The organism is Comamonas sp. NLF-1-9 (assembly GCF_019195435.1).
Taxonomy (GTDB): domain Bacteria; phylum Pseudomonadota; class Gammaproteobacteria; order Burkholderiales; family Burkholderiaceae_C; genus Comamonas_C.
On record NZ_CP078069.1, the window covers coordinates 174,763 to 192,763 of the forward strand.

At 69.0% G+C, this 18,001-nt stretch carries 14 protein-coding genes, 1 tRNA gene and 1 pseudogene; 8 read left to right on the forward strand and 8 right to left on the reverse strand.

Translation table 11 applies throughout. From position 1 onward, the window contains the following. Positions 1–30: 30 nt before the first annotated feature. From KUD94_RS00770 to KUD94_RS00780, 3 genes are read right to left on the reverse strand one after another with little or no spacing between them, the layout of a single operon-like run. A complete protein-coding gene (locus tag KUD94_RS00770; RefSeq protein WP_218238028.1) occupies positions 31–1,446 on the reverse strand; it encodes a TolC family protein in 1,416 nt (471 codons plus the stop codon). Beyond that, entirely contained in the window at positions 1,443–4,685 is a 3,243-nt protein-coding gene (locus KUD94_RS00775; protein ID WP_218238029.1) for an efflux RND transporter permease subunit, read from the reverse strand. Before KUD94_RS00775 ends, KUD94_RS00770 begins: the two co-directional genes overlap by 4 nt. A 1-nt stretch (position 4,686) precedes the next feature. Further along, entirely contained in the window at positions 4,687–5,700 is a 1,014-nt protein-coding gene (locus KUD94_RS00780) for an efflux RND transporter periplasmic adaptor subunit (protein WP_255568936.1), read from the reverse strand. A gap of 140 nt (positions 5,701–5,840) precedes the next feature. On the opposite strand from KUD94_RS00780, the gene KUD94_RS00785 reads away from it, so the two are divergent. The 5 genes from KUD94_RS00785 (at position 5,841) to KUD94_RS00805 (ending at position 9,957) form a co-directional block, all read left to right on the forward strand. Further along, the gene (locus KUD94_RS00785) at positions 5,841–6,179 is read left to right on the forward strand and encodes a helix-turn-helix transcriptional regulator (protein ID WP_218238030.1); all 339 of its coding nucleotides are present in this window, start codon (positions 5,841–5,843) and stop codon (positions 6,177–6,179) included. Positions 6,180–6,302: 123 nt separating this feature from the next. After that, positions 6,303–6,376 (forward strand) — tRNA-Gly (locus KUD94_RS00790). Positions 6,377–6,480: 104 nt separating this feature from the next. Then, entirely contained in the window at positions 6,481–9,111 is a 2,631-nt protein-coding gene (gene alaS / locus KUD94_RS00795; RefSeq protein WP_218238031.1) for an alanine--tRNA ligase, read from the forward strand. Between the two features lie 2 nt (positions 9,112–9,113). Next, a complete protein-coding gene (locus KUD94_RS00800) occupies positions 9,114–9,452 on the forward strand; it encodes a tRNA-binding protein (protein WP_146911741.1) in 339 nt (112 codons plus the stop codon). A gap of 112 nt (positions 9,453–9,564) precedes the next feature. After that, positions 9,565–9,957 (forward strand): hypothetical protein, encoded by a 393-nt coding sequence (locus KUD94_RS00805; protein WP_218238032.1) that lies wholly within the window; start codon positions 9,565–9,567, stop codon positions 9,955–9,957. Positions 9,958–9,973: 16 nt separating this feature from the next. On the opposite strand, the gene KUD94_RS00810 is transcribed toward KUD94_RS00805, so the two are convergent. Next, positions 9,974–10,441 carry a winged helix-turn-helix transcriptional regulator gene (locus KUD94_RS00810; RefSeq protein ID WP_218238033.1) on the reverse strand — a complete coding sequence of 156 codons (468 nt, stop codon included), beginning with the start codon at positions 10,439–10,441 and terminating at the stop codon, positions 9,974–9,976. 40 nt (positions 10,442–10,481) lie between these two features. Here KUD94_RS00810 and KUD94_RS00815 point away from each other — a divergent pair, with 40 nt between their 5' ends. Next, the gene (locus KUD94_RS00815) at positions 10,482–11,894 is read left to right on the forward strand and encodes a D-amino acid dehydrogenase (protein WP_218238034.1); all 1,413 of its coding nucleotides are present in this window, start codon (positions 10,482–10,484) and stop codon (positions 11,892–11,894) included. A 101-nt stretch (positions 11,895–11,995) separates the two neighbouring features. Here KUD94_RS00815 and KUD94_RS00820 read toward each other — a convergent pair whose 3' ends face one another. The 4 genes and pseudogenes from KUD94_RS00820 to KUD94_RS00835 form a co-directional block, all read right to left on the reverse strand. Then, positions 11,996–13,189, reverse strand: a complete 1,194-nt coding sequence (locus tag KUD94_RS00820) for an acetate/propionate family kinase (RefSeq protein WP_218238035.1) — start codon at positions 13,187–13,189, stop codon at positions 11,996–11,998. Between the two features lie 32 nt (positions 13,190–13,221). Then, positions 13,222–14,181 (reverse strand): annotated as a pseudogene (locus KUD94_RS00825) (bifunctional enoyl-CoA hydratase/phosphate acetyltransferase); the annotation flags it as partial. Positions 14,182–14,245: 64 nt separating this feature from the next. Further along, entirely contained in the window at positions 14,246–15,079 is an 834-nt protein-coding gene (locus tag KUD94_RS00830) for an oxaloacetate decarboxylase (protein WP_218238037.1), read from the reverse strand. Positions 15,080–15,160: 81 nt separating this feature from the next. Then, complete coding sequence (locus KUD94_RS00835) at positions 15,161–15,646, reverse strand: nucleoside deaminase (RefSeq protein ID WP_218238038.1); 486 nt, start codon at positions 15,644–15,646, stop codon at positions 15,161–15,163. A gap of 62 nt (positions 15,647–15,708) precedes the next feature. On the opposite strand from KUD94_RS00835, the gene KUD94_RS00840 reads away from it, so the two are divergent. Together KUD94_RS00840 and KUD94_RS00845 are read left to right on the forward strand one after the other, a co-directional pair. Then, entirely contained in the window at positions 15,709–16,203 is a 495-nt protein-coding gene (locus tag KUD94_RS00840) for a flavodoxin family protein (RefSeq protein ID WP_218238039.1), read from the forward strand. An 86-nt stretch (positions 16,204–16,289) separates the two neighbouring features. Then, the gene (locus KUD94_RS00845; protein ID WP_255568940.1) at positions 16,290–17,915 is read left to right on the forward strand and encodes a phosphoethanolamine transferase; all 1,626 of its coding nucleotides are present in this window, start codon (positions 16,290–16,292) and stop codon (positions 17,913–17,915) included. The last annotated feature ends 86 nt before the right edge of the window (positions 17,916–18,001 follow it).

Below are 18,001 nucleotides of genomic sequence, written 5' to 3' on the forward strand. Positions count from 1 at the left end.
TTGAAAGGGGCGTGTGACTGGGCGCGTGTTTCAGGGTTGGGGTGCGCTCGCGTCTTGCAGCGCGGCGGTGTCGAGCTGCCCCGCGCGCTCGGCCAGTTGCAGGCGCGCGAGCAGCGTGCCCACGCGCGCCTGCGCCAGTTGCAGGCGTGTGGCGGCGACGTCGTTGCGCGCACGCAGAACATCCAGCAGCGTGCGTTCGCCCGTTTCGTAGCCGGTGTGCGTGGCGTCCTCGCGCAGGCGGCTGGCGTCCAGCGCCGCTTGCAGCGCGCGGGTTTGCTGTGCGCCGGTGTGCATTGCCAGCCATGCCGCCTCTATGCTGCGCGCCAGTTGCTCGCGCGCGGCGTCTTCCTGCTGCTGTGCAGCAGCCAGGCGGGCGGCGGCTTCCTGTTCGCGGCCCGAGCGCATGCCGCCGGTGGAAATCGGGATCGTGAGCTGCACGCCCACCATCGCGTTCAGGCTGGTGTTGCGCGCAGCGCCGAAGTCGCCTCGGCCATCGAGCCGATCGTGCGCGGCCTGCGCGATCAGGTCCACGCTGGCGCGGCTGCCCGCAGCGTATTTGTCGAGCTCGGCCTGCGCCAGTTGTGTTTGCAGTTGCTGCTCGCGCAGCACCAGGCTCGTGTCTTCGGCCAGTTGCTGCCAGAGATCGAGTGCGCGCGGCTCGGGGCTGGCGCTGGCGGGCAGTTGCACCGCGAGGCGCTCGGGCGGCAGGCCCGTGATGTCGGCCAGTTCGCGGGTGCGCGTGGTGATGTCGGCCTGCGCGCCGGCGACTTGCGCCTGGATCAGGGCCAGTTCGGCGCCGGCCTCGTGCACCGCGGTGACGGGCGCGGCGCCGATGTCAAAGCGGTCTTGGGCTTCCTGCGCAGCGCTTTGCACGGCCTGGATCTGGCCTTGTAGCACGCGCAGTTTCTCTTGCGCCATCGCCAGATTCAAATAGCTGCTGGCGGTGCGCAGCATGGCGCTTTGGCGGGCCGCTTGCAGCGCGAGCTGCGCGCGATCGGCTTGCAGCGTGAGCTGATGCTGCTCGGCGCGGCGCGCCGGGTTGTACAGCGGCTGGCTGGCCTGCAAGGCCACGCGCGTGGCCGCGCCGCCGTGGATCGAGGTAGCGAAATCCACGCCGCTGGAGCTGCCCAGGCCGGGCGCGGAAAACTGCGCGCCGCGCATCTTCGTGTCGCTGGCGGCGAGGCCTGCCGAGGCGGTGAGCGCCAGTTGCGGGCGCCACAGCGCGCGCGCCTGCTGGCGCTGCGGTTCGGCCACGCCGGCGGCGGCGCGCGCGGCGGCGAGCTGGCGGTCGTGCCCCTCGGCCGCCTGCCAGGCTTGGGTGAGCGTGAGCGCGTGCGCGCTTGGGGCCAGCAGCAGGGCAGCGGCGAGCGGCAGCCAGAATTTCAGGCCAAATCGGCCTCTGACGCTTGCTGGGCAAGCGCGAGCAGCTATGGTTTTGATGGTCATGCGGCTTCTCCCTGGCCACGCACCACGTCCAGGTGCTTGCGGTAGGCCACGTAATAGAGCAGGGGAATGACGACCAGCGTCAGCACCGTGGAGACCGCGATGCCGAAGATCAGCGAGATCGCCAGGCCGTTGAAGATCGGGTCGCTCAGGATGAAGAAGGCGCCGAGCATTGCCGCCACGCCGGTGAGCAAGATCGGCTGCGCGCGCGTGATGGCCGACTGCACGATGGCCTGCTTGAATTCCATGCCCGCCTGCACCTGCAGCCGGATGAAATCCACCAGCAGGATGGAGTTGCGCACGATGATGCCCGCGAGCGCGATCATGCCGATCATGCTGGTGGCGGTGTACTGCGCGCCCAAGAGTGCATGCCCCGGCATCACGCCGATGATGGTGAGCGGGATCGGCGCCATGATGATCAGCGGCGTGAGGTAGGAGCCGAAGTGCGCGACGACGAGCAGGTAGATCAGGATGAGGCCCACGGCGTAGGCGGCGCCCATGTCGCGGAAGGTCTCGTAGGTGATCTGCCACTCGCCATCCCACTTGAGGCTGTAGGCGCGGTACGGGTCGGCAGGCTGGCGGATGAAATATTCATCGAGCCCCGCGCCATCGGGCGCGACGATGGTGTGGATCGCCGGGCGCGCGGCGAACATGCCGTAGAGCGGGCTATCGACCTTGCCCGCCATGTCGGCGACGACAAGATGAACCGGCAGCAAGTCCTTGTGATAGACCGGCTGCTCGCGCAGCGTGTCGCTGATCGTCACCAGCTCGCGGATGGGGATGAGCTGGCCGCCCACCGTGCGCACCGGCAGTTGCAGCAGCGCGTCCAGGCTGCCTTGCGCGCTGGCGGGCAGTTGCAGCACGATGGGCGTGGCGTATTTGCTCTGCGCGTCGTGCAGCCAGGTGGCGGCCTCGCCCGCCAGGCCGGCGTGCAGCGCGGAGACGATGGCAGCTTGCGACACGCCCATGAGCGCAGCCTTGCGCCGGTCGACCAGCACCAGTTGCCTGGGTGCATCGGCGATCGAGGAATCGTCCAGATCGACGATGCCCTGCGTTTTTTGTAGCGCTTGACGCACGTCCTGCGCCACTTTGCGCCGCCCTTGGGCATCAGGTCCGTAGATTTCGGCGACTATTGGAGCGAGCACCGGCGGGCCCGGCGGCACTTCCACCACCTTGACGTTGGCGCCCAGCCGGGCGCCGATCTCTTGCAGCGCGGGGCGCACGCGCATCGCAATCGCGTGGCTTTGCTCGCTGCGTTCGTGCTGGCCCAGCAGGTTGACCTGGATGTCGCCCACGTGGCCGCCGCTTCTCAGCTCGTACTGGCGCACCAGGCCGTTGAAGTTGATCGGCCCGGCGGTGCCGGCATAGGCCTGGAAATCGGTGACTTCGGGCAGGGTGGCGAGCATCGCGCCCAGCTCGTGCAGCACGGCGGCGGTGCGCTCGGGCGGCGTGCCTGCGGGCATGTCGACGATGACCTGGAACTCGCTCTTGTTGTCAAACGGCAGCATCTTCAGTTGCACCCAGCCGATGGCGGGTAGCAGCAGAGAGAGCGCGATCAGCCCGGCCACGGCGAGGCCCAGCAGCGCGCGCTTGCGCCGTCCGCGCCGGTCATCGAGCAGCGGGCGAAAGACGCGCTCGAACAGCGGCGCGAGGCGCGCCGCCAGCCCCGTGTGCTCTTGCGCCGCCGCGCCCGCGTGCGGCTTCATCCAGTGCTGCGCCAGCCACGGCGTGACGGTGAAGGCCACGGCCAGCGAGATCACCATGCCCATGCTGGCGTTGATCGGGATTGGCGCCATGTAGGGGCCCATCAGGCCGCTGACGAAGGCCATGGGCAAGAGCGCGGCAATGACGGTGAAGGTGGCGAGGATCGTCGGCCCGCCGACTTCATCGACCGCGCCGGGGATGAGTTGCAGCAAGGTTTTCTCGGGGTGCAGTGCCTGGTGGCGGTGGATGTTCTCGACCACGACGATGGCGTCATCGACCAGGATGCCGATGGAAAAAATCAGCGCGAACAGCGAGACGCGGTTGAGCGTGAAGCCCCAGGCCCAGGAGGCAAACAGCGTCGCCGCCAGCGTGAGGCCCACGGCGGCGCCCACGATCAGCGATTCGCGCCGCCCGAGCGCGAAGAACACCAGCGCGACGACGCTGAGCGTGGCGAAGATCAGCTTCTGGATCAGCTTTTGCGCCTTGTCGTTGGCCGTCGCGCCGTAGTCGCGCGTCTCGGCCACCTGCACGTCGGCCGGAATCACGGTGTTCTTCAGTTGCGTGACGCGCGCCATCACGGCCTGGGCCACGGCGATGGCGTTTTCGCCCGCCTTCTTGGTGATGGCCATGGTCACCGCCGGGTACTCCATGGCCTTGCCGTCTTGCACGATGCTGTGCCAAACGTAGCGCGTCGCGGGCGGCGGGCCGTCCTGCACGCTGGCCACGTCCTTGAGGAACACGGGCTTGCCGCCGTGGCTGCCGACGACGATGTCGGCCACTTCATCGGCACGGCTCAGGTGCGGCCCGGCCTCGATCGCCACGGCCTGGTTGCCCGTGAGCAGCTCGCCCAGCGGCAGTCCCTGGTTGGCCGACTGCAGCGCGCCGCGCAGCATCTCCACGGTGATGCCGCTGCCCGCCATGCGCACCGGGTCGAGCTGCACCAGCACCGCGCGCCCCGGCCCGCCTATGGTGCTCACCGTGCGCGTGCCGGGCACGCGCTTGAGCTCTACCTCCACGCTGTGCGCCACGCGCTCCAGGTCGTAGGCGCCGCTGTCCGGGTTCTGGCTGAAGAGCGTGAGCGTGACGATGGGCACGTCATCGATGCCCTTGGGCCGGATGATGGGTTCCAGCGCGCCCAGGCTGCGCGGCAACCAGTCGGCGTTGCTGCGCAACGTGTCGTGCAGGCGCACCAGCGCCTCGGTGCGCGGCACGCCCACCTTGAACTGCACCGTGAGCAGCGCCGTGCCGGGCTGGGAGACGCTGGTGACGTGCTCCACGCCTTGCATCTGCGCGAGCACCTGCTCGGCCGGCGTGGCAATCAGCGCCTCGACCTCGGCGACCGCCGCGCCGGGGAAGGGCACGATCACGTTGGCCATGGTCACGTCGATCTGCGGTTCTTCCTCGCGCGGCGTGACCAGCACCGCAAAAATGCCCAGCAGCAGCGCCACCAGCGCCAGCAGCGGCGTGATCTGCGCGTTCTGGAAGGCCTGCGCGATGCGGCCCGAGAGGCCCAGGGCGTGCTTGGTCGTGGTGCTCATCTCAGCGCGCCCGTGCAGCCACCTGCGGCTCTGTTGCCACCAACTCACCGGCGTTCAGGCCGCTGAGGATCTCGATCTGCTCGCCCGCCACCGGCCCCAGGCGCACCTGGCGCAGTTGCGGCTGGCCCTTGCTGTCTTGCACGTACACCCCCGTCATCTCCGCGCGGCGCACCACGCTCGCGGCGGGCACGAAGAGGCGCGGCGCGGCGCCCGGCGTGCCCGCGCCCTCGAACCACAGGCGTGCGAAGGCCCCGGGGACGGCACCCGGCAGCTGGGCGGGCAGGTTCACGCGCACCGTGCTGGTGTGGCTTTGCGCATCGGCCGTGGGCAACACCTGCACCTGCGCCATGGCGATTGCGCTGCGTTCCTTGCCCGCGCCGGGCAGCTCCACCAGCACCTGCGTGACGCCGCGCAGTGCGGCCACTTGCGCCTGGGTGAGCGCGGCCGTCACGCGCAAGGCGCCCGGGTCGATCAAGGTGATGAGCGGCTTGCCCGGCAGCGCCATGTCGCCCAGCGTCACAGGCACGCTGGCGACGACACCGTCAAACGGCGCGCGCAGTACGTGCAACCCGGTCTGCGTGCCGGCCAGCGCCGCCTGCGCCTGCAGCGCCTTCACCTGCGCCTGGCTGGCCTGCCACTGCGCCTGGGCATGGTCCAGCGCCGCCTGGCTGATGTAGCGCCTGGCAAAAAGCTGCTGCTGGCGCTCGTATTCCTTGGCCGCCGCTGCCGCCTGCGCCTGCGCGGCCACTACCTGCGCGCTGCTTGCGGCTGCGCCCTGGCTGGCCATGCGCGCGTCAATGCGCAGCAGCTCCTGCCCGGCCTTGACGGGTTCGCCCGCATGCACGTGCACGGCGGTGATGCTGCCCGCCACCTGCGCGGCGAGTGTCGCGTCGCGCACCGCTTCCACCTTCGCGTCGCTGCTTTGCAAGGGGGAGGCCTTGCTGGCCTGGACCGGCGCCCACTTCAGCGCGGCGGCATCGGCCGCGTGGCCCCAGGGCGCGAGTACGACCGTCAAAAAAGCAGCGGTGAGGGCGGCGCGCCAGCGGTGAGAGTGCATATCGGCGGACTGGATGGAGTTCATTGATGTACGATTGATTATTTACGCATTCACGCAATTAGTCAACAAGAGTATAATGCAGCCATGGAGATAGCGTCATGAAGCACATGCCTGCCGAGGTCATCGATCAAGTGGCCGCCTACTTTCAGGTGCTGGCCGAGCCCACGCGGCTGCGCCTGCTCAATCTGCTGCGCGAGCGCGAATACAACGTGGGCGAGCTGGCCCAGGCCTGCGGCTATACCTCGGCCAACGTCTCGCGCCACCTCTCGCTCATGAGCAAGCACGGCATCGTCGCGCGCGAAGAACGCGGCACCAGCGTCTACTTCCGCATTGCCGACGAGCGCGTGGACGAGCTGTGCGAACTGGTCTGCGGCAGCATCGCCAGCCGCATGCAGGCGGCCAGCGCCGTGCACGATGCCTTCAAGGCCTTGATCTGAGGCAAGGCTGGACAAGCCCCAGGCGCGTGGCGCACCCCGGCCTGCTGCGCTTTGCGCTTTGCCGCCTCTTGCCCTGCCGGGCGCGCCGGCGTGCCCGCCGTGCCTTAGAATCTGCGGTCTTGCGCGGGTGTAGTTCAATGGTAGAACGGCAGCTTCCCAAGCTTCATACGAGGGTTCGATTCCCTTCACCCGCTCCACCGAACAAGGCGCTTTGCACGAGCGCCTTTTTCATTGGTGCCATTCGCTATCGATTGATGAGCTGCTCGCGCATGCAGCACGGGCGCCAGAGGCATAAATCGCAATGAAATCGCAGAACCCGCCGACCAGCGTTGCACAAATCCGCCAGAGCTTTCTGGACTTCTTCGCCGCGCGCGGCCACACCATCGTGCCCTCCAGCCCGCTGGTGCCGGGCAACGACCCGACGCTGATGTTCACCAACAGCGGCATGGTGCAGTTCAAGGACGTATTCCTCGGCACCGACCAGCGCCCCTACACGCGCGCCACCAGCGTGCAGGCCTGCCTGCGCGCAGGGGGCAAGCACAACGACCTGGAAAACGTCGGCTATACCGCGCGCCACCACACCTTCTTCGAGATGCTGGGCAACTGGAGCTTTGGCGACTACTTCAAGCGCGAGAGCATCGAATGGGGCTGGGAGCTGCTCACCCAGGTCTACGGCCTGCCGCCGGAAAGACTGCTGGCCACCGTCTACCACGAGGACGACGAGGCCTACGACATCTGGACCAAGGTGATCGGCCTGCCGCCAGAGCGCGTGATCCGCATCGGCGACAACAAGGGCGGCAAGTACAAGAGCGACAACTTCTGGATGATGGCCGACACCGGCCCCTGCGGCCCGTGTTCGGAGATCTTCTACGACCACGGCCCGCACATCCCCGGCGGCCCGCCCGGCAGCCCCGATGAAGACGGCGACCGCTTCATCGAGATCTGGAACCACGTGTTCATGCAGTTCAACATGGCGGCGGACGGCTCGGTCACGCCGCTGCCCGCGCCTTGCGTCGATACCGGTATGGGCCTGGAGCGGCTGGCCGCCATCTTGCAGCACGTGCACAGCAACTACGAGATCGACCTGTTCCAGGCCTTGATCGCCGCTGCCGCGCGCGAGACCGGCTGCGCCGACCTGAGCAACCCCTCGCTCAAGGTGATTGCCGACCATATCCGCGCCACCGCTTTCCTGGTCAGCGACGGCGTGATCCCGGGCAACGAAGGCCGTGGCTATGTGCAGCGGCGCATCATCCGCCGCGCCATCCGCCACGGCTACAAGCTGGGGCAAAAGACCCCGTTCTTTCACAAGCTCGTGGCCGACCTGGTCGCGCAAATGGGCGAGGCCTACCCGCGCCTTGCCGAGCAGCAGGCGCACATCACCGGCGTGCTCAAGACCGAGGAAGAGCGCTTTTTCGAGACGCTGGCGCATGGCATGGAAATCCTCGACGCGGCACTGGCCGGCGGCGCGACGACCCTGCCCGGAGAAGTCGCCTTCAAGCTGCACGACACCTACGGCTTTCCGCTGGATTTGACCAACGACGTCTGCCGCGAGCGCGGCGTGGCGGTCGATGAAGCGGGCTTTGACGCCGCGATGCAGCACCAGAAGGAGCAGGCGCGGGCGGCGGGCAAGTTCAAGATGGACAAGCTGCTCGACTACCACGGCGACGCCAATACCTTCACCGGCTACGAGCATCTGGCAGAAGATTCAAAAATCGTAGCTATCTACGCAGGCGGGGAAAGCGTCAGCGAGCTGAAAGAGGGTGAAAACGGCGTGCTGGTGCTGGACGTGACGCCGTTCTACGCCGAATCCGGCGGCCAGGTGGGCGACGCGGGCGTCATCGGCGCGGGCGGCGCGCGCTTTGCGGTGCACGACACGCAAAAAATCAAGGCCGGCGTCTTTGGCCACCATGGCGAGCTCGCTTCGGGCAGCCTCAAGGTGGGCGATGCGGTGCAGGCGCAGGTCGATGCCGAGCGGCGCGCCGCCACCATGCGCAACCACAGCGTCACGCACCTGATGCACAAGGCGCTGCGCGAGGTGCTGGGCGCGCACGTGCAGCAAAAGGGCTCGCTGGTCGATGCCGACAAGACGCGCTTTGACTTTGCGCACAACCAGCCGGTGACGGCGGCGCAGATCCAGGAGGTCGAGCGCCGGGTGAATGCCGAGGTGCTGGCCAATACCGCGACGCAGGCGCGCGTGATGGACATCGAAGCGGCCAAGGCCACCGGCGCGGTGATGCTGTTCGGCGAAAAATACGGCGAGAGCGTGCGCGTGCTGGACATCGGCAGCAGCCGCGAGTTCTGCGGCGGCACCCACGTCGCGCGCACCGGCGACATCGGCTTGTTCAAGATCGTCATGGAGGGCGGCGTGGCCGCCGGCATACGCCGGGTGGAGGCGATCACGGGCGCGAATGCGCTGGCCTACCTGCAAGGGCTGGAGGCCACGGTGCGCGACGCCGCCGCTGCGCTCAAGGCCCCGACGGAAGAGCTCAGGCAGCGCATTGCCGCCACGCTGGAGCACGCCAGGGGGCTGGAGAAGGAGCTCGCCCAGCTCAAGGGCAAGCTCGCCGCGAGCCAGGGCGATGAGCTTGCGGCGCAGGCGGTTGAAGTCAAGGGCCTGAAGGTGCTGGCCGCGGTGTTGCCTGGGGCCGACGCCAAGGCCTTGCGCGAGACCATGGACAAGCTCAAGGACAAGCTCGGGGCCGCAGCCATCGTGCTTGCCGCGGTCGATGGCGACAAATTGCAGATTGCCGCTGGCGTGACCAGGGCCGAAACCGCCAAGCTCAAGGCGGGCGATCTGGTCAACTTCGTCGCCCGGCAGGTGGGCGGCAAGGGCGGCGGCAAGAGCGACATGGCCATGGCCGGCGGCAGCGACGCCGCCGCGCTGCCGGCGGCGCTGGCCAGCGTCCAGGCCTGGGTGGCAGAGCGCCTCTAGCCATGGCAGAGATCGGCTGGGACGACTTCACCAAGGTTGAGCTGCGCGTGGGCCGCATCGTCGCCGCCGAGGTGTTCAAGGAAGCGCGCAAGCCCGCCTACAAGCTGCAGGTGGATTTCGGCGCCGAGATCGGCGTGAAGAAGTCCAGCGCCCAGATCACCGCGCACTACACGCCCGAGGCACTGCTCGGGCGCCTGGTGGTGGCGGTGGTGAACTTCCCGCCCAAGCAGATCGGGCCGATGCGCTCCGAATGCCTGGTGACGGGCTTTCACGACGCGGCTGGCCAGGTGCTGCTGTGCGTGCCCGATGGCGATGTGCCGCTGGGCACGCGCCTGCTCTGAGCACCGCGCCGCTGCAAACTTCCTGAACATGGTGCGAGTTGCTCTTTGTTTGATAGCTGCTGGCGCGCTTGCTGCCTGCGCCAGCGACCAAAAACAACCGGATACTTCGGCGGTGCGGCCCGTCGCCGCGCCGGCTGCCTGCCCCGATCTGCTGCGCTGGGGCGCGCCCGAGCTCTACGGCCGCTGGCAACTGCAACTGCCCGATCTGGGCCAGCAGGGCACGCTGGTGCTGCGCCGCCATCCCGAATTCGGCGCCAGCCTGCGCGGCGAGTTCGAGATTGCCGGCCTGCGCTCCATCGCCTCGGGCGACCTCGAAGAGGGCGAATTCAACCTGGACGAGTCGCGCGACGGCAAGAGCCTGTTTGCCTTCTGGAGCGGGCGCCTCGTGCCCCATGCCTGCGGGCGCGAGATTCGCGGGCAGATGCAGCAGCTCGACCGCCCGGGCGCGCCGGGGCGCGAAAGCCGCTTCGTGCTGCGTCGCCTGAACGCGGCGCCCGGCTGGTAGGCAAGGGCGCGGCGCGCTACAAGCCCACGGGCAGTGGCCCGTTTTCCTGGATTTCCTCCATCACCACATAGCTGTTGCTCTGCGCCGGCACCGGAATCTGGCGCAGGATGTGGCCCAGCAGCTCGCGGTATTCGCGCATCGCCGACAGACGCACCTTGAGCAGGTAGTCAAAGCTGCCCGAGATCAGATGGCATTCGAGTACGCGCGGCTCCAGCAGCAGCGCCTGGCGCACCGCCTCGAAGGTCTGGGCGGACTTGGCCGACAGCGTCAGCTCCACGAAGACGATCAGGCCGCGCCCCAGCGCCTCGGGGTTCACGCGCGCGTGGTAGCCCTGGATCACCCCTTCGCGCTCCAGGCGTCTGACGCGCTCGGTGCAGGGCGAGGCGCTCAGGCCTATGCGCTGCGCCAGCTCGGTCATGGGCAGGCGGCCCTCGCGCTGCAGGGCTTCGAGGATTTTCCGGTCGATGCGGTCAAGCTCAATCATGTTCACTGCCTCGTTAGGCCACGTTCAGTGATTTTCACTGATGTTGCGGCATTTGGCCACGTATTTCAGTGAGACTTGCTGCGCGCTATTGCCTAAACTTTCAGCACAGCAGCGACTCAGACGCAATTCGGAGGCACACATGAAGGTTCTGGTTCTTGGCGGCGGCGTGATCGGTGTCAGCACGGCTTATTACCTGGCGCGTGCGGGGGCGGATGTGACGGTGCTCGAGCGCGAAAGCGGCGTGGCGCTGGAAACCAGCTTTGCCAATGCCGGCCAGGTCTCGCCCGGCTATAGCACGCCCTGGGCCGCGCCCGGCATTCCGCTGAAGGCGCTCAAGTGGATGTTCCAGAAGCACGCGCCGCTGGCCATCCGCCTCGACGGCTCGATGTTCCAGCTGCGCTGGATGGCCATGATGCTGCGCAACTGCACCGATGCGCGCTACGCGGTGAACAAGGAGCGCATGACGCGCATCGCCGAATACAGCCGCGACTGCCTGCGCCAGCTGCGCGAAGACACCGGCATCGCCTACGAGCAGCGCACCCAAGGCACGCTGCAGGTGTTTCGCACGGCCAAGCAACTGGCGGCCGCGCACCGCGACACCGAGGTGCTCGACGAATGCGGCGTGCCCTACCGCCTGATGACCGACCCGGCCGACCTCGTCCAATACGAACCGGCGCTGGCGCACGCGAAGGGCCTGGTCGGCGGCCTGCAGTTGCCGGGGGACGAGACCGGCGACTGCCAGCGCTTTACCGCCGCGCTGGCCGAAAAAGCCATCGCGCTGGGCGTGAAGTTCCGCTTCGGCGTGCAGATCGCCGAGCTGCAGCAGCGCGGCGGCCAGGTGAGCGGCGTGCGCCTGGCGGGTGAGGCCGCCGAAGTGCTCACCGCCGACCGCTACGTGCTCGCCCTGGGCAGCTACAGCCGCGCCATGGCGACGGGGCTGGGGCTCGATCTGCCGGTCTACCCCGTCAAGGGCTATTCGCTCACCATCCCGCTGGTCGACGAGAGCCGGGCGCCGGTTTCTACCGTGATGGACGAAACCTACAAAGTGGCCATCACCCGCTTTGATGAGCGCATCCGCGTCGGCGGCATGGCCGAGCTCGGCGGCTTTGACCTGCGCCTGAACCCGCAGCGCCGCGCCACGCTGGAGATGGTGACCAAGGGCTTGTTTGCCGGCGGCGGCGACCTGCCTGCGGCCACGTTCTGGACCGGCCTGCGCCCGATGACGCCGGACGGCACGCCCATCGTCGGCGCGACGCACTTGTCCAATCTGCTGCTGAACACCGGACACGGCACGCTGGGCTGGACCATGGCGGCGGGCTCGGGCAAGCTGGTCGCCGACCTCACGCTGGGCCATACGCCCGACATCTCGACTTCTGGCCTGGGCGTCGACCGCTATGGCAAGAATAGCGGCTCGCGCAATCCGGGCCTGGGCCACAAGCCGGTTCATGCCTGAATCTGCCTGGGCTCTAGCAGTGGCTTCAGGCACGAACGGCCTTCGGCGGAACTTGCTCGCGCCGAGCTGAAACCGGTCGGCTTCGGTCTGCGGATGCGGCTTCAGTCGCCAAGCCCCAGCAGTTCGCTCGCCTGCGTCGCCGCCATCCATTCCTCGTTGGTCGGCTCCACGCCCACGATCACGCGGCTGGCGCCGCTTGCGATCACCGGGGCGTGAGCCGCATTGGCGGCGCCGTCCAGCTGCACGCCCAGCCAGGCCAGAGGCGCGCAGATGCGCGCGCGCAGCACGTCGTTGTGCTCGCCGATGCCGGCCGTGAAGACCAGCATGTCCAGGCCCCCGAGCACGGCGGTGAGCGCGCCGATTTCGCGCACGATGCGGTGTACGTAAAGTGCAAGCGCCAGGCGCACGCGCTCGTTCGTCGTCTCCAGCGGCAGCAGCTCGCGCGGATCGGGCGAGACGCCCGAGACGCCCAGCAGGCCGCTGTCGTGGTAGAGCATCCGCGCCACTGCCTCGGTGCCCAGGCCTTGCTCTTGCATCAGATAGATCACCGCGCCGGGGTCGATCGCGCCGCAGCGCGTGCCCATCATCAGGCCGTCCAGCGCGGAAAAGCCCATGGTGGTCGCCACGCTCTTGAGCCCGTGCATCGCGCACAGGCTGGCGCCGCTGCCCAGGTGCGCCACGATGGTGCGCCCGCGCGCGGCCTCGCCGTGGCGCTCGGGCAGGGCGTGGGCCATGTAGTCGTAGGACAGGCCGTGAAAACCGTAGCGGCGCACGTCCGCCTGCCAGGCCGACCAGGGAAGGGCGAACATCTGCTCGACCTGCGCCGTGCTCTGGTGGAACGCGGTGTCAAAGCAGGCCACCTGCGCCACCGTGGGGTGCTGCGCCAGGATCAGGCTCATGGCCTTGAGCGGGAAGGGCTGGTGCAGCGGCGCCAGCGGAATCAGTGCGCGCAGCGCGTCGATCAGCGCCGCACTCACGCGTGTGGGCGCAAAGTAGCGCTGGCCGCCATGCACCACGCGGTGCACCACGGCTGCGAGTCGGCCCTGGCCGGCGATGTGCTGCTGGACGCGCTCCAGGATGAGCTCCAGCGCCGTGGTGTTGGGGTGCGTGGCGTCCAGCGCCACGGGCTGCGAGGGCGCGTCGCTCAGGTCGAGCACGGGCCGCGCCTGCCCTATGCCTTGCACCTTGCCGCCCCAGGCGGGCTGGCGCGGCAGTCGGCGCTGGCCGGCCTGGAACAGCGCGAACTTGATGCTCGACGAGCCGCAATTGAGCGCCAGGATCCAGTCGGTGTTCATCGGTATCTCCCTTGGCATGCAGGGGCGCTCGCTCAAGGCGGGGCGCTGCGCCAGCGCTCGGCCAGCAGCAGCGCAATGGCGCAAGAGGCCAGGCGCGTGGCGCGCGAGTCGGCGCGGCTGGTGAGCACCACGGGCACGCGCGCGCCCATGACGATGCCCGCGCTCTGGGCCCCGCCGAGAAACTCCAGTTGCTTGGCCAGCATGTTGCCGCTCTCCAGGTCGGGCACGACCAGCACGTCGGCCTGCCCGGCCACGCGCGAGGCAATGCCCTTGACCTGCGCGGCCTGCGGCGAGACGGCGTTGTCGAAGGCCAGCGGCCCGTCGAGCACGCCGCCGCTGATCTGCCCGCGGTCGGCCATCTTGCACAGCGCGGCCGCGTCCAGCGTCGAGGGCATGCGCGGGTTCACCGTCTCTACCGCCGCAAGAATCGCGACCTTGGGCTTGCTCACCCCGATCACCTGCGCCAGCGCGATCGCGTTGCGCACGATGTCGGCCTTGTCGTCGAGCGTGGGCGCGATGTTGATCGCCGCGTCGGTGATGATGAAGGGACGCGGGTAGCTGGCGATCTGCATCAGGTAGCAATGCGACAGGCGCCGCTTGGTGCGCAGCCCGGCCTCGCTTGCGAGGATGGCGCCCAGGTATTCGTCGGTGTGCAGGCTGCCTTTCATCAGCGCCTGCACTTCCCCCTTGCCAGCGAGTTGCGCCGCACGCGCCGCGGCCGCATGGCTGTGCGGCACGTCGATGACTTCGCAGCCGGCCAGCTCCACGCCCGCCTTGCGCGCGGCGGCGCGCAGCTTGGCCTGGGGCGCGACCAGCACCGGGGTGATGAGCCCGGCCTCGCGGGCGTCCATCGCGCCGCTCAGGCTCAGCGGGTCGCAGGGGTGTACTACCGCCATGCGCACCGGCCGTTTGCCGCGCACATCGGCAATCAGGCGGGCGATGCTGCTCTGTGGTGTGGCGGCTCGGCTGGTGGGCATGGGGCGGCTCGTCGTTGCGGGCAAAGAGCGCATGGTATGCGAGGCGCACCCGGCCAGGTCGCGCAGGGCCGCCGACGTCTCAAGCGCGAAACAGCTGGTTGAGCTCGCGCCCCGGCGCCGCGCCCGCAAAGCCATCGAAGCGCCCGTGCTCGGCCAGCTCTTGCGCCGCACGCATGAAGCCGCCCCAGGCGGCACGCGCCAGGCCTCCACCCACGCTCACGCGGCGCACGCCCAGCTGCGCCATGTCGGCCATGGTGAAGTCGCTGGCGCCGCCGATCAGCACGTTCACCGGCTTGGGCGCGCAGGCCGCGACCACGGCGGCAATCTGCTCGCGCGTGTGCAGTGCCGGGGCGTAGAGGCAGTCGGCGCCGGCCTCGGAGTAGGCGCGCAGGCGGGCGATGGCGTCGTCGATGTCGGGGCGGCCGACGAAGAAATTTTCTGCGCGGCCGATCAGCATCACGTCCTGCCCGCTGGCGTCTATCGCCTTGCGTGCCGCGCGGATGCGCTCAGCCCCGAGCGCGATGTCAAAGAGCGGCGCGTCGGGCTTGCCGCTGGAGTCTTCGATGGAGACGCCAGCTATGCCGGTATCGATCGCCAAGCGCACGTGCCGTGCCACGTCCTCGGGCGCATCGGCAAAGCCCTTTTCGAAGTCGGCGTTCACCGGCAGCGCGGTTGCCGCGACCATCTCGCGCAGGTGGCCGAGCACCGCGTCCAGCGACATGCCGCCATCAAAGCTGCCGCGCGACCAGGCCCAGCCCGAGCTCGTCGTGGCCAGCGCCTTGAAGCCCAGGTGCGCCAGATAGCGCGCCGAACCCGGGTCCCAGGGGTTGGGCAGCGCGAAGCAGCCCGAGGCGTGCAACTGGCGAAACGCGGCGCGCCGCTGCCGGATTTGCTCGGCGGTGGGGATGGTCATGGCGTGGTCTCCTTTGCGCCATTGTGCGGCGCCGGCGCAACCCGCGTGGTCGTGTGGCGATGGCGGCGCGACTATGCCCGCTCAGGCTTGCGCCGGCCAGGGCTCGTCGCCGTAAAGCTGGGCCGCGCGGATGCCGGTGGCAAGGCGTAGCAGCGGCAGCGGCGGGGGTTGCAGCGGCATGCGCAGGCGCTGGTAGCTCGCTTCGCTGGAAAGCTGCCAGGGGGCGGCATCGGCATTGTCGAAGGCAAAGAACACCTGCCGCGCGCCGGCCATGACGATGGCGGCCAGGCACATCGGGCAGGGGTGGCCGCTGGCGTAGACGTCGCAGCCGCGCAGCTGCGGCTCGCCCAGCGCGCGGGTGGCGGCGCGCAGCGCCTGCATTTCGGCGTGGGTGCTGGGGTCGTGCGTGCGGTGGATCTCGTTCACGCCGCTGGCCAGCGTCTGGCCGCCGCGTGCGATCACGGCTCCAAAGGGCTGGCCGCCCTCCTGGCGGTTGCGCCGCGCCAGCTCCACGGCGTGGCGCAGCAGGGCGGTGTCGGTATCGGTGTGCGTGGGTGTAGGGCTCATGGCCGGTGTGTAGCAGATGCGCGCAGCGCTTTCAAGGCGGGCAATGCCGGCACAATCGCCGCATGCTCAAATGCCTGCTCATGGTCTATCACACGCTCACCGGCGGCACGCTGCAAATGGTGCAGGCCGCGCGCGCGGGCGCCGAAGGTGAAGCCGAGCTAGAGGTGCGCATGCTGCAGGCCGCGCAGACCGGCGTGGACGAGGTGCTGGCCGCCGACGGCTATCTGTTTGCCACGCCGGAAAACCTGGCGAGCATGAGCGGCATGATGAAAGACTTTTTCGACCGGACCTACTACGGCGTGCTCGAGCGCATTGCCGGGCGCCCCTATGCAGCCATGGTCTGCGCCGGCAGCGACGGCGCGGGCGCGGCGCGGCAGATTGCGCGCATTGCCACGGGCTGGCGCCTCAAGGCCGTGGCCGAGCCGCTGATCGTCTGCACGCACGCGCAAAGCCCCGAGGCGATTCTCGCGCCCAAGCAGATCGCGCAGTCCGAGCGCGCGCGCTGCGCGGCCCTGGGCGAAGCGCTGGCCAGCGGACTGGCGCTGGGCGTGTTTTGAGCGGCCGGCACGCGCCGATGTCGGCAGATTCTCCGGGGCACGGGGCAGGGCGGCCAGGCGGCGCGCGCCGCTGGCTCGTCGGCCCAATGTCCGCCCAGCGCGCGGCGCTGTATTTGAGCCTGTATCTGCTCCTGGCCGCCAACTGGCCGCTGTGGCTGGAGCTCGCGCGCATTGCCAGTGCACCGGCGGAGCTTGCGCGCCTGGTGCTCGGCATGGCGGGCCTCAGTATGGCCGCCACGCTGCTGGTGCTCGCGCCGCTGGCGTGGACGCGCGCGGCGCGCTGGCTCTGGCCGCTGGTGCTGCTGGTGGCCGCCATCGCGCAGTACTACATGCTGATCTACAAGGTGGCGATGGACCCCGGCATGCTGGCCAACGTGCTGCAGACCGACGTGCGTGAGGCGCGCGACCTGCTCTCCTGGCGCATGCTGGCGGCGCTGGTGCTGGTTCTGCTGGTGCCTGGCCTGTGGCTTGCGCGCCTGCGCCTTGCGCCCGCGCCCTGGTGGCGCCAAGGGCTGGGCAATGGCTTGCTGCTGGTGCTGGCGCTGGCGCTGGCCGCGCTCAGCGTCGCCCTGGGTTCGCGCGACCTGGCGCCGCTGATGCGCAACCACACCGCGCTGCGCTATCTGATCAACCCGGCGGCACCGCTGTTTTCCACTGGCGTGGCCATCCATGAGCGCTGGTTCAGCCGCCCGCGCACGCTGGTGGGAATGAGCGATGGTGCGGCCCTGGGCGCGAGCTACGCGCCGGGGCAGCGGCCGCTGCTCTTCGTGCTGGTGGTGGGCGAGACGGCGCGCGCCGACCACTTTGCGCTCAACGGCTATGCGCGCGACACCAACCCCGAGCTGGCGCGCCGCGAGGTGCTGAGCTGGCGCCAGGTGTTTGCCTGCGGCACCAGCACCTATGCGTCGCTGCCCTGCATGTTCTCGCCGCTGGGGCGCGAGGCCTTCATCGCGCGCAGCCAGGACTACGAGAACCTGCTGGACGTGGTCCAGGCTGCGGGCCTGGCGGTGCTGTGGCTGGACAACCAGGGCGGCTGCAAGGGTGTGTGCGAGCGCGTGCACTTTGCCGATGCGATCGATGGGCTGGATGCGCAGCAGCGCGCCCGCCTGTGCCAGGGCGGCGAATGCAGCGATGAAGCCATGCTTGCCGGGCTGGACACCCGCATCGCGGCGCTGCCAGAGGCGCAGCGCGCGCGCGGCGTACTGCTGGTGTTGCACCAGATGGGCAGCCACGGCCCGGCCTACTACAAGCGCTCGCGCCCCGAGGAAAAGCGCTTTGCGCCCGAATGCCGCACCGAGGTGCTCTCCGACTGCGACCATCAGGCGCTGATCAACAGCTACGACAACTCCATCGTCGCGACCGACGCCTTTCTCGCGCGCACGCTGGACTGGCTGCAGGCGCGCGAGCGCGAGAACGACACCGGCATGCTCTACCTCAGCGACCATGGCGAGTCGCTGGGCGAATACGGGCTGTTCCTGCACGGCATGCCCTACGGCATTGCGCCCGATGCGCAAAAGCACGTGCCCATGATCGGCTGGTTCAGCGCCCCTTTGCGCGCGCGCCTTGGGCTGTCGACCGATTGCCTGCGCGCCGGTCTGGACCAGCGGCTGACGCACGACTATCTCTACTCCAGCATGCTCGGGGCGCTGGACCTGCGCTCGCCCAGCTACCAGCGCGCGCTCGATGTGCTGGCGCCGTGCCGCAGGCCTTGATGCGCCGGTCTTGCGCCGCAGCATGAGCGGTGCGCGCACAGCTCCTTCCCCCTTTGGGGGAAGGCGGGATGGGGGCGGCCGGATGC

Excerpts from the sequence above, each read along its gene's own strand:
- KUD94_RS00785 (WP_218238030.1), top strand. The coding sequence starts at position 5,841 with ATGAAGCACATGCCTGCCGAGGTCATCGATCAAGTGGCCGCCTACTTT.
- KUD94_RS00815 (WP_218238034.1), top strand. The coding sequence starts at position 10,482 with ATGTTGCGGCATTTGGCCACGTATTTCAGTGAGACTTGCTGCGCGCTA.
- KUD94_RS00800 (WP_146911741.1), top strand. The coding sequence starts at position 9,114 with ATGGCAGAGATCGGCTGGGACGACTTCACCAAGGTTGAGCTGCGCGTG.
- KUD94_RS00820 (WP_218238035.1), bottom strand. The coding sequence starts at position 13,189 with ATGAACACCGACTGGATCCTGGCGCTCAATTGCGGCTCGTCGAGCATC.
- alaS (WP_218238031.1), top strand. The coding sequence starts at position 6,481 with ATGAAATCGCAGAACCCGCCGACCAGCGTTGCACAAATCCGCCAGAGC.
- KUD94_RS00770 (WP_218238028.1), bottom strand. The coding sequence starts at position 1,446 with ATGACCATCAAAACCATAGCTGCTCGCGCTTGCCCAGCAAGCGTCAGA.
- KUD94_RS00830 (WP_218238037.1), bottom strand. The coding sequence starts at position 15,079 with ATGACCATCCCCACCGCCGAGCAAATCCGGCAGCGGCGCGCCGCGTTT.
- KUD94_RS00775 (WP_218238029.1), bottom strand. The coding sequence starts at position 4,685 with ATGAGCACCACGACCAAGCACGCCCTGGGCCTCTCGGGCCGCATCGCG.
- KUD94_RS00835 (WP_218238038.1), bottom strand. The coding sequence starts at position 15,646 with ATGAGCCCTACACCCACGCACACCGATACCGACACCGCCCTGCTGCGC.
- KUD94_RS00810 (WP_218238033.1), bottom strand. The coding sequence starts at position 10,441 with ATGATTGAGCTTGACCGCATCGACCGGAAAATCCTCGAAGCCCTGCAG.
- KUD94_RS00840 (WP_218238039.1), top strand. The coding sequence starts at position 15,709 with ATGCTCAAATGCCTGCTCATGGTCTATCACACGCTCACCGGCGGCACG.
- KUD94_RS00845 (WP_255568940.1), top strand. The coding sequence starts at position 16,290 with ATGTCCGCCCAGCGCGCGGCGCTGTATTTGAGCCTGTATCTGCTCCTG.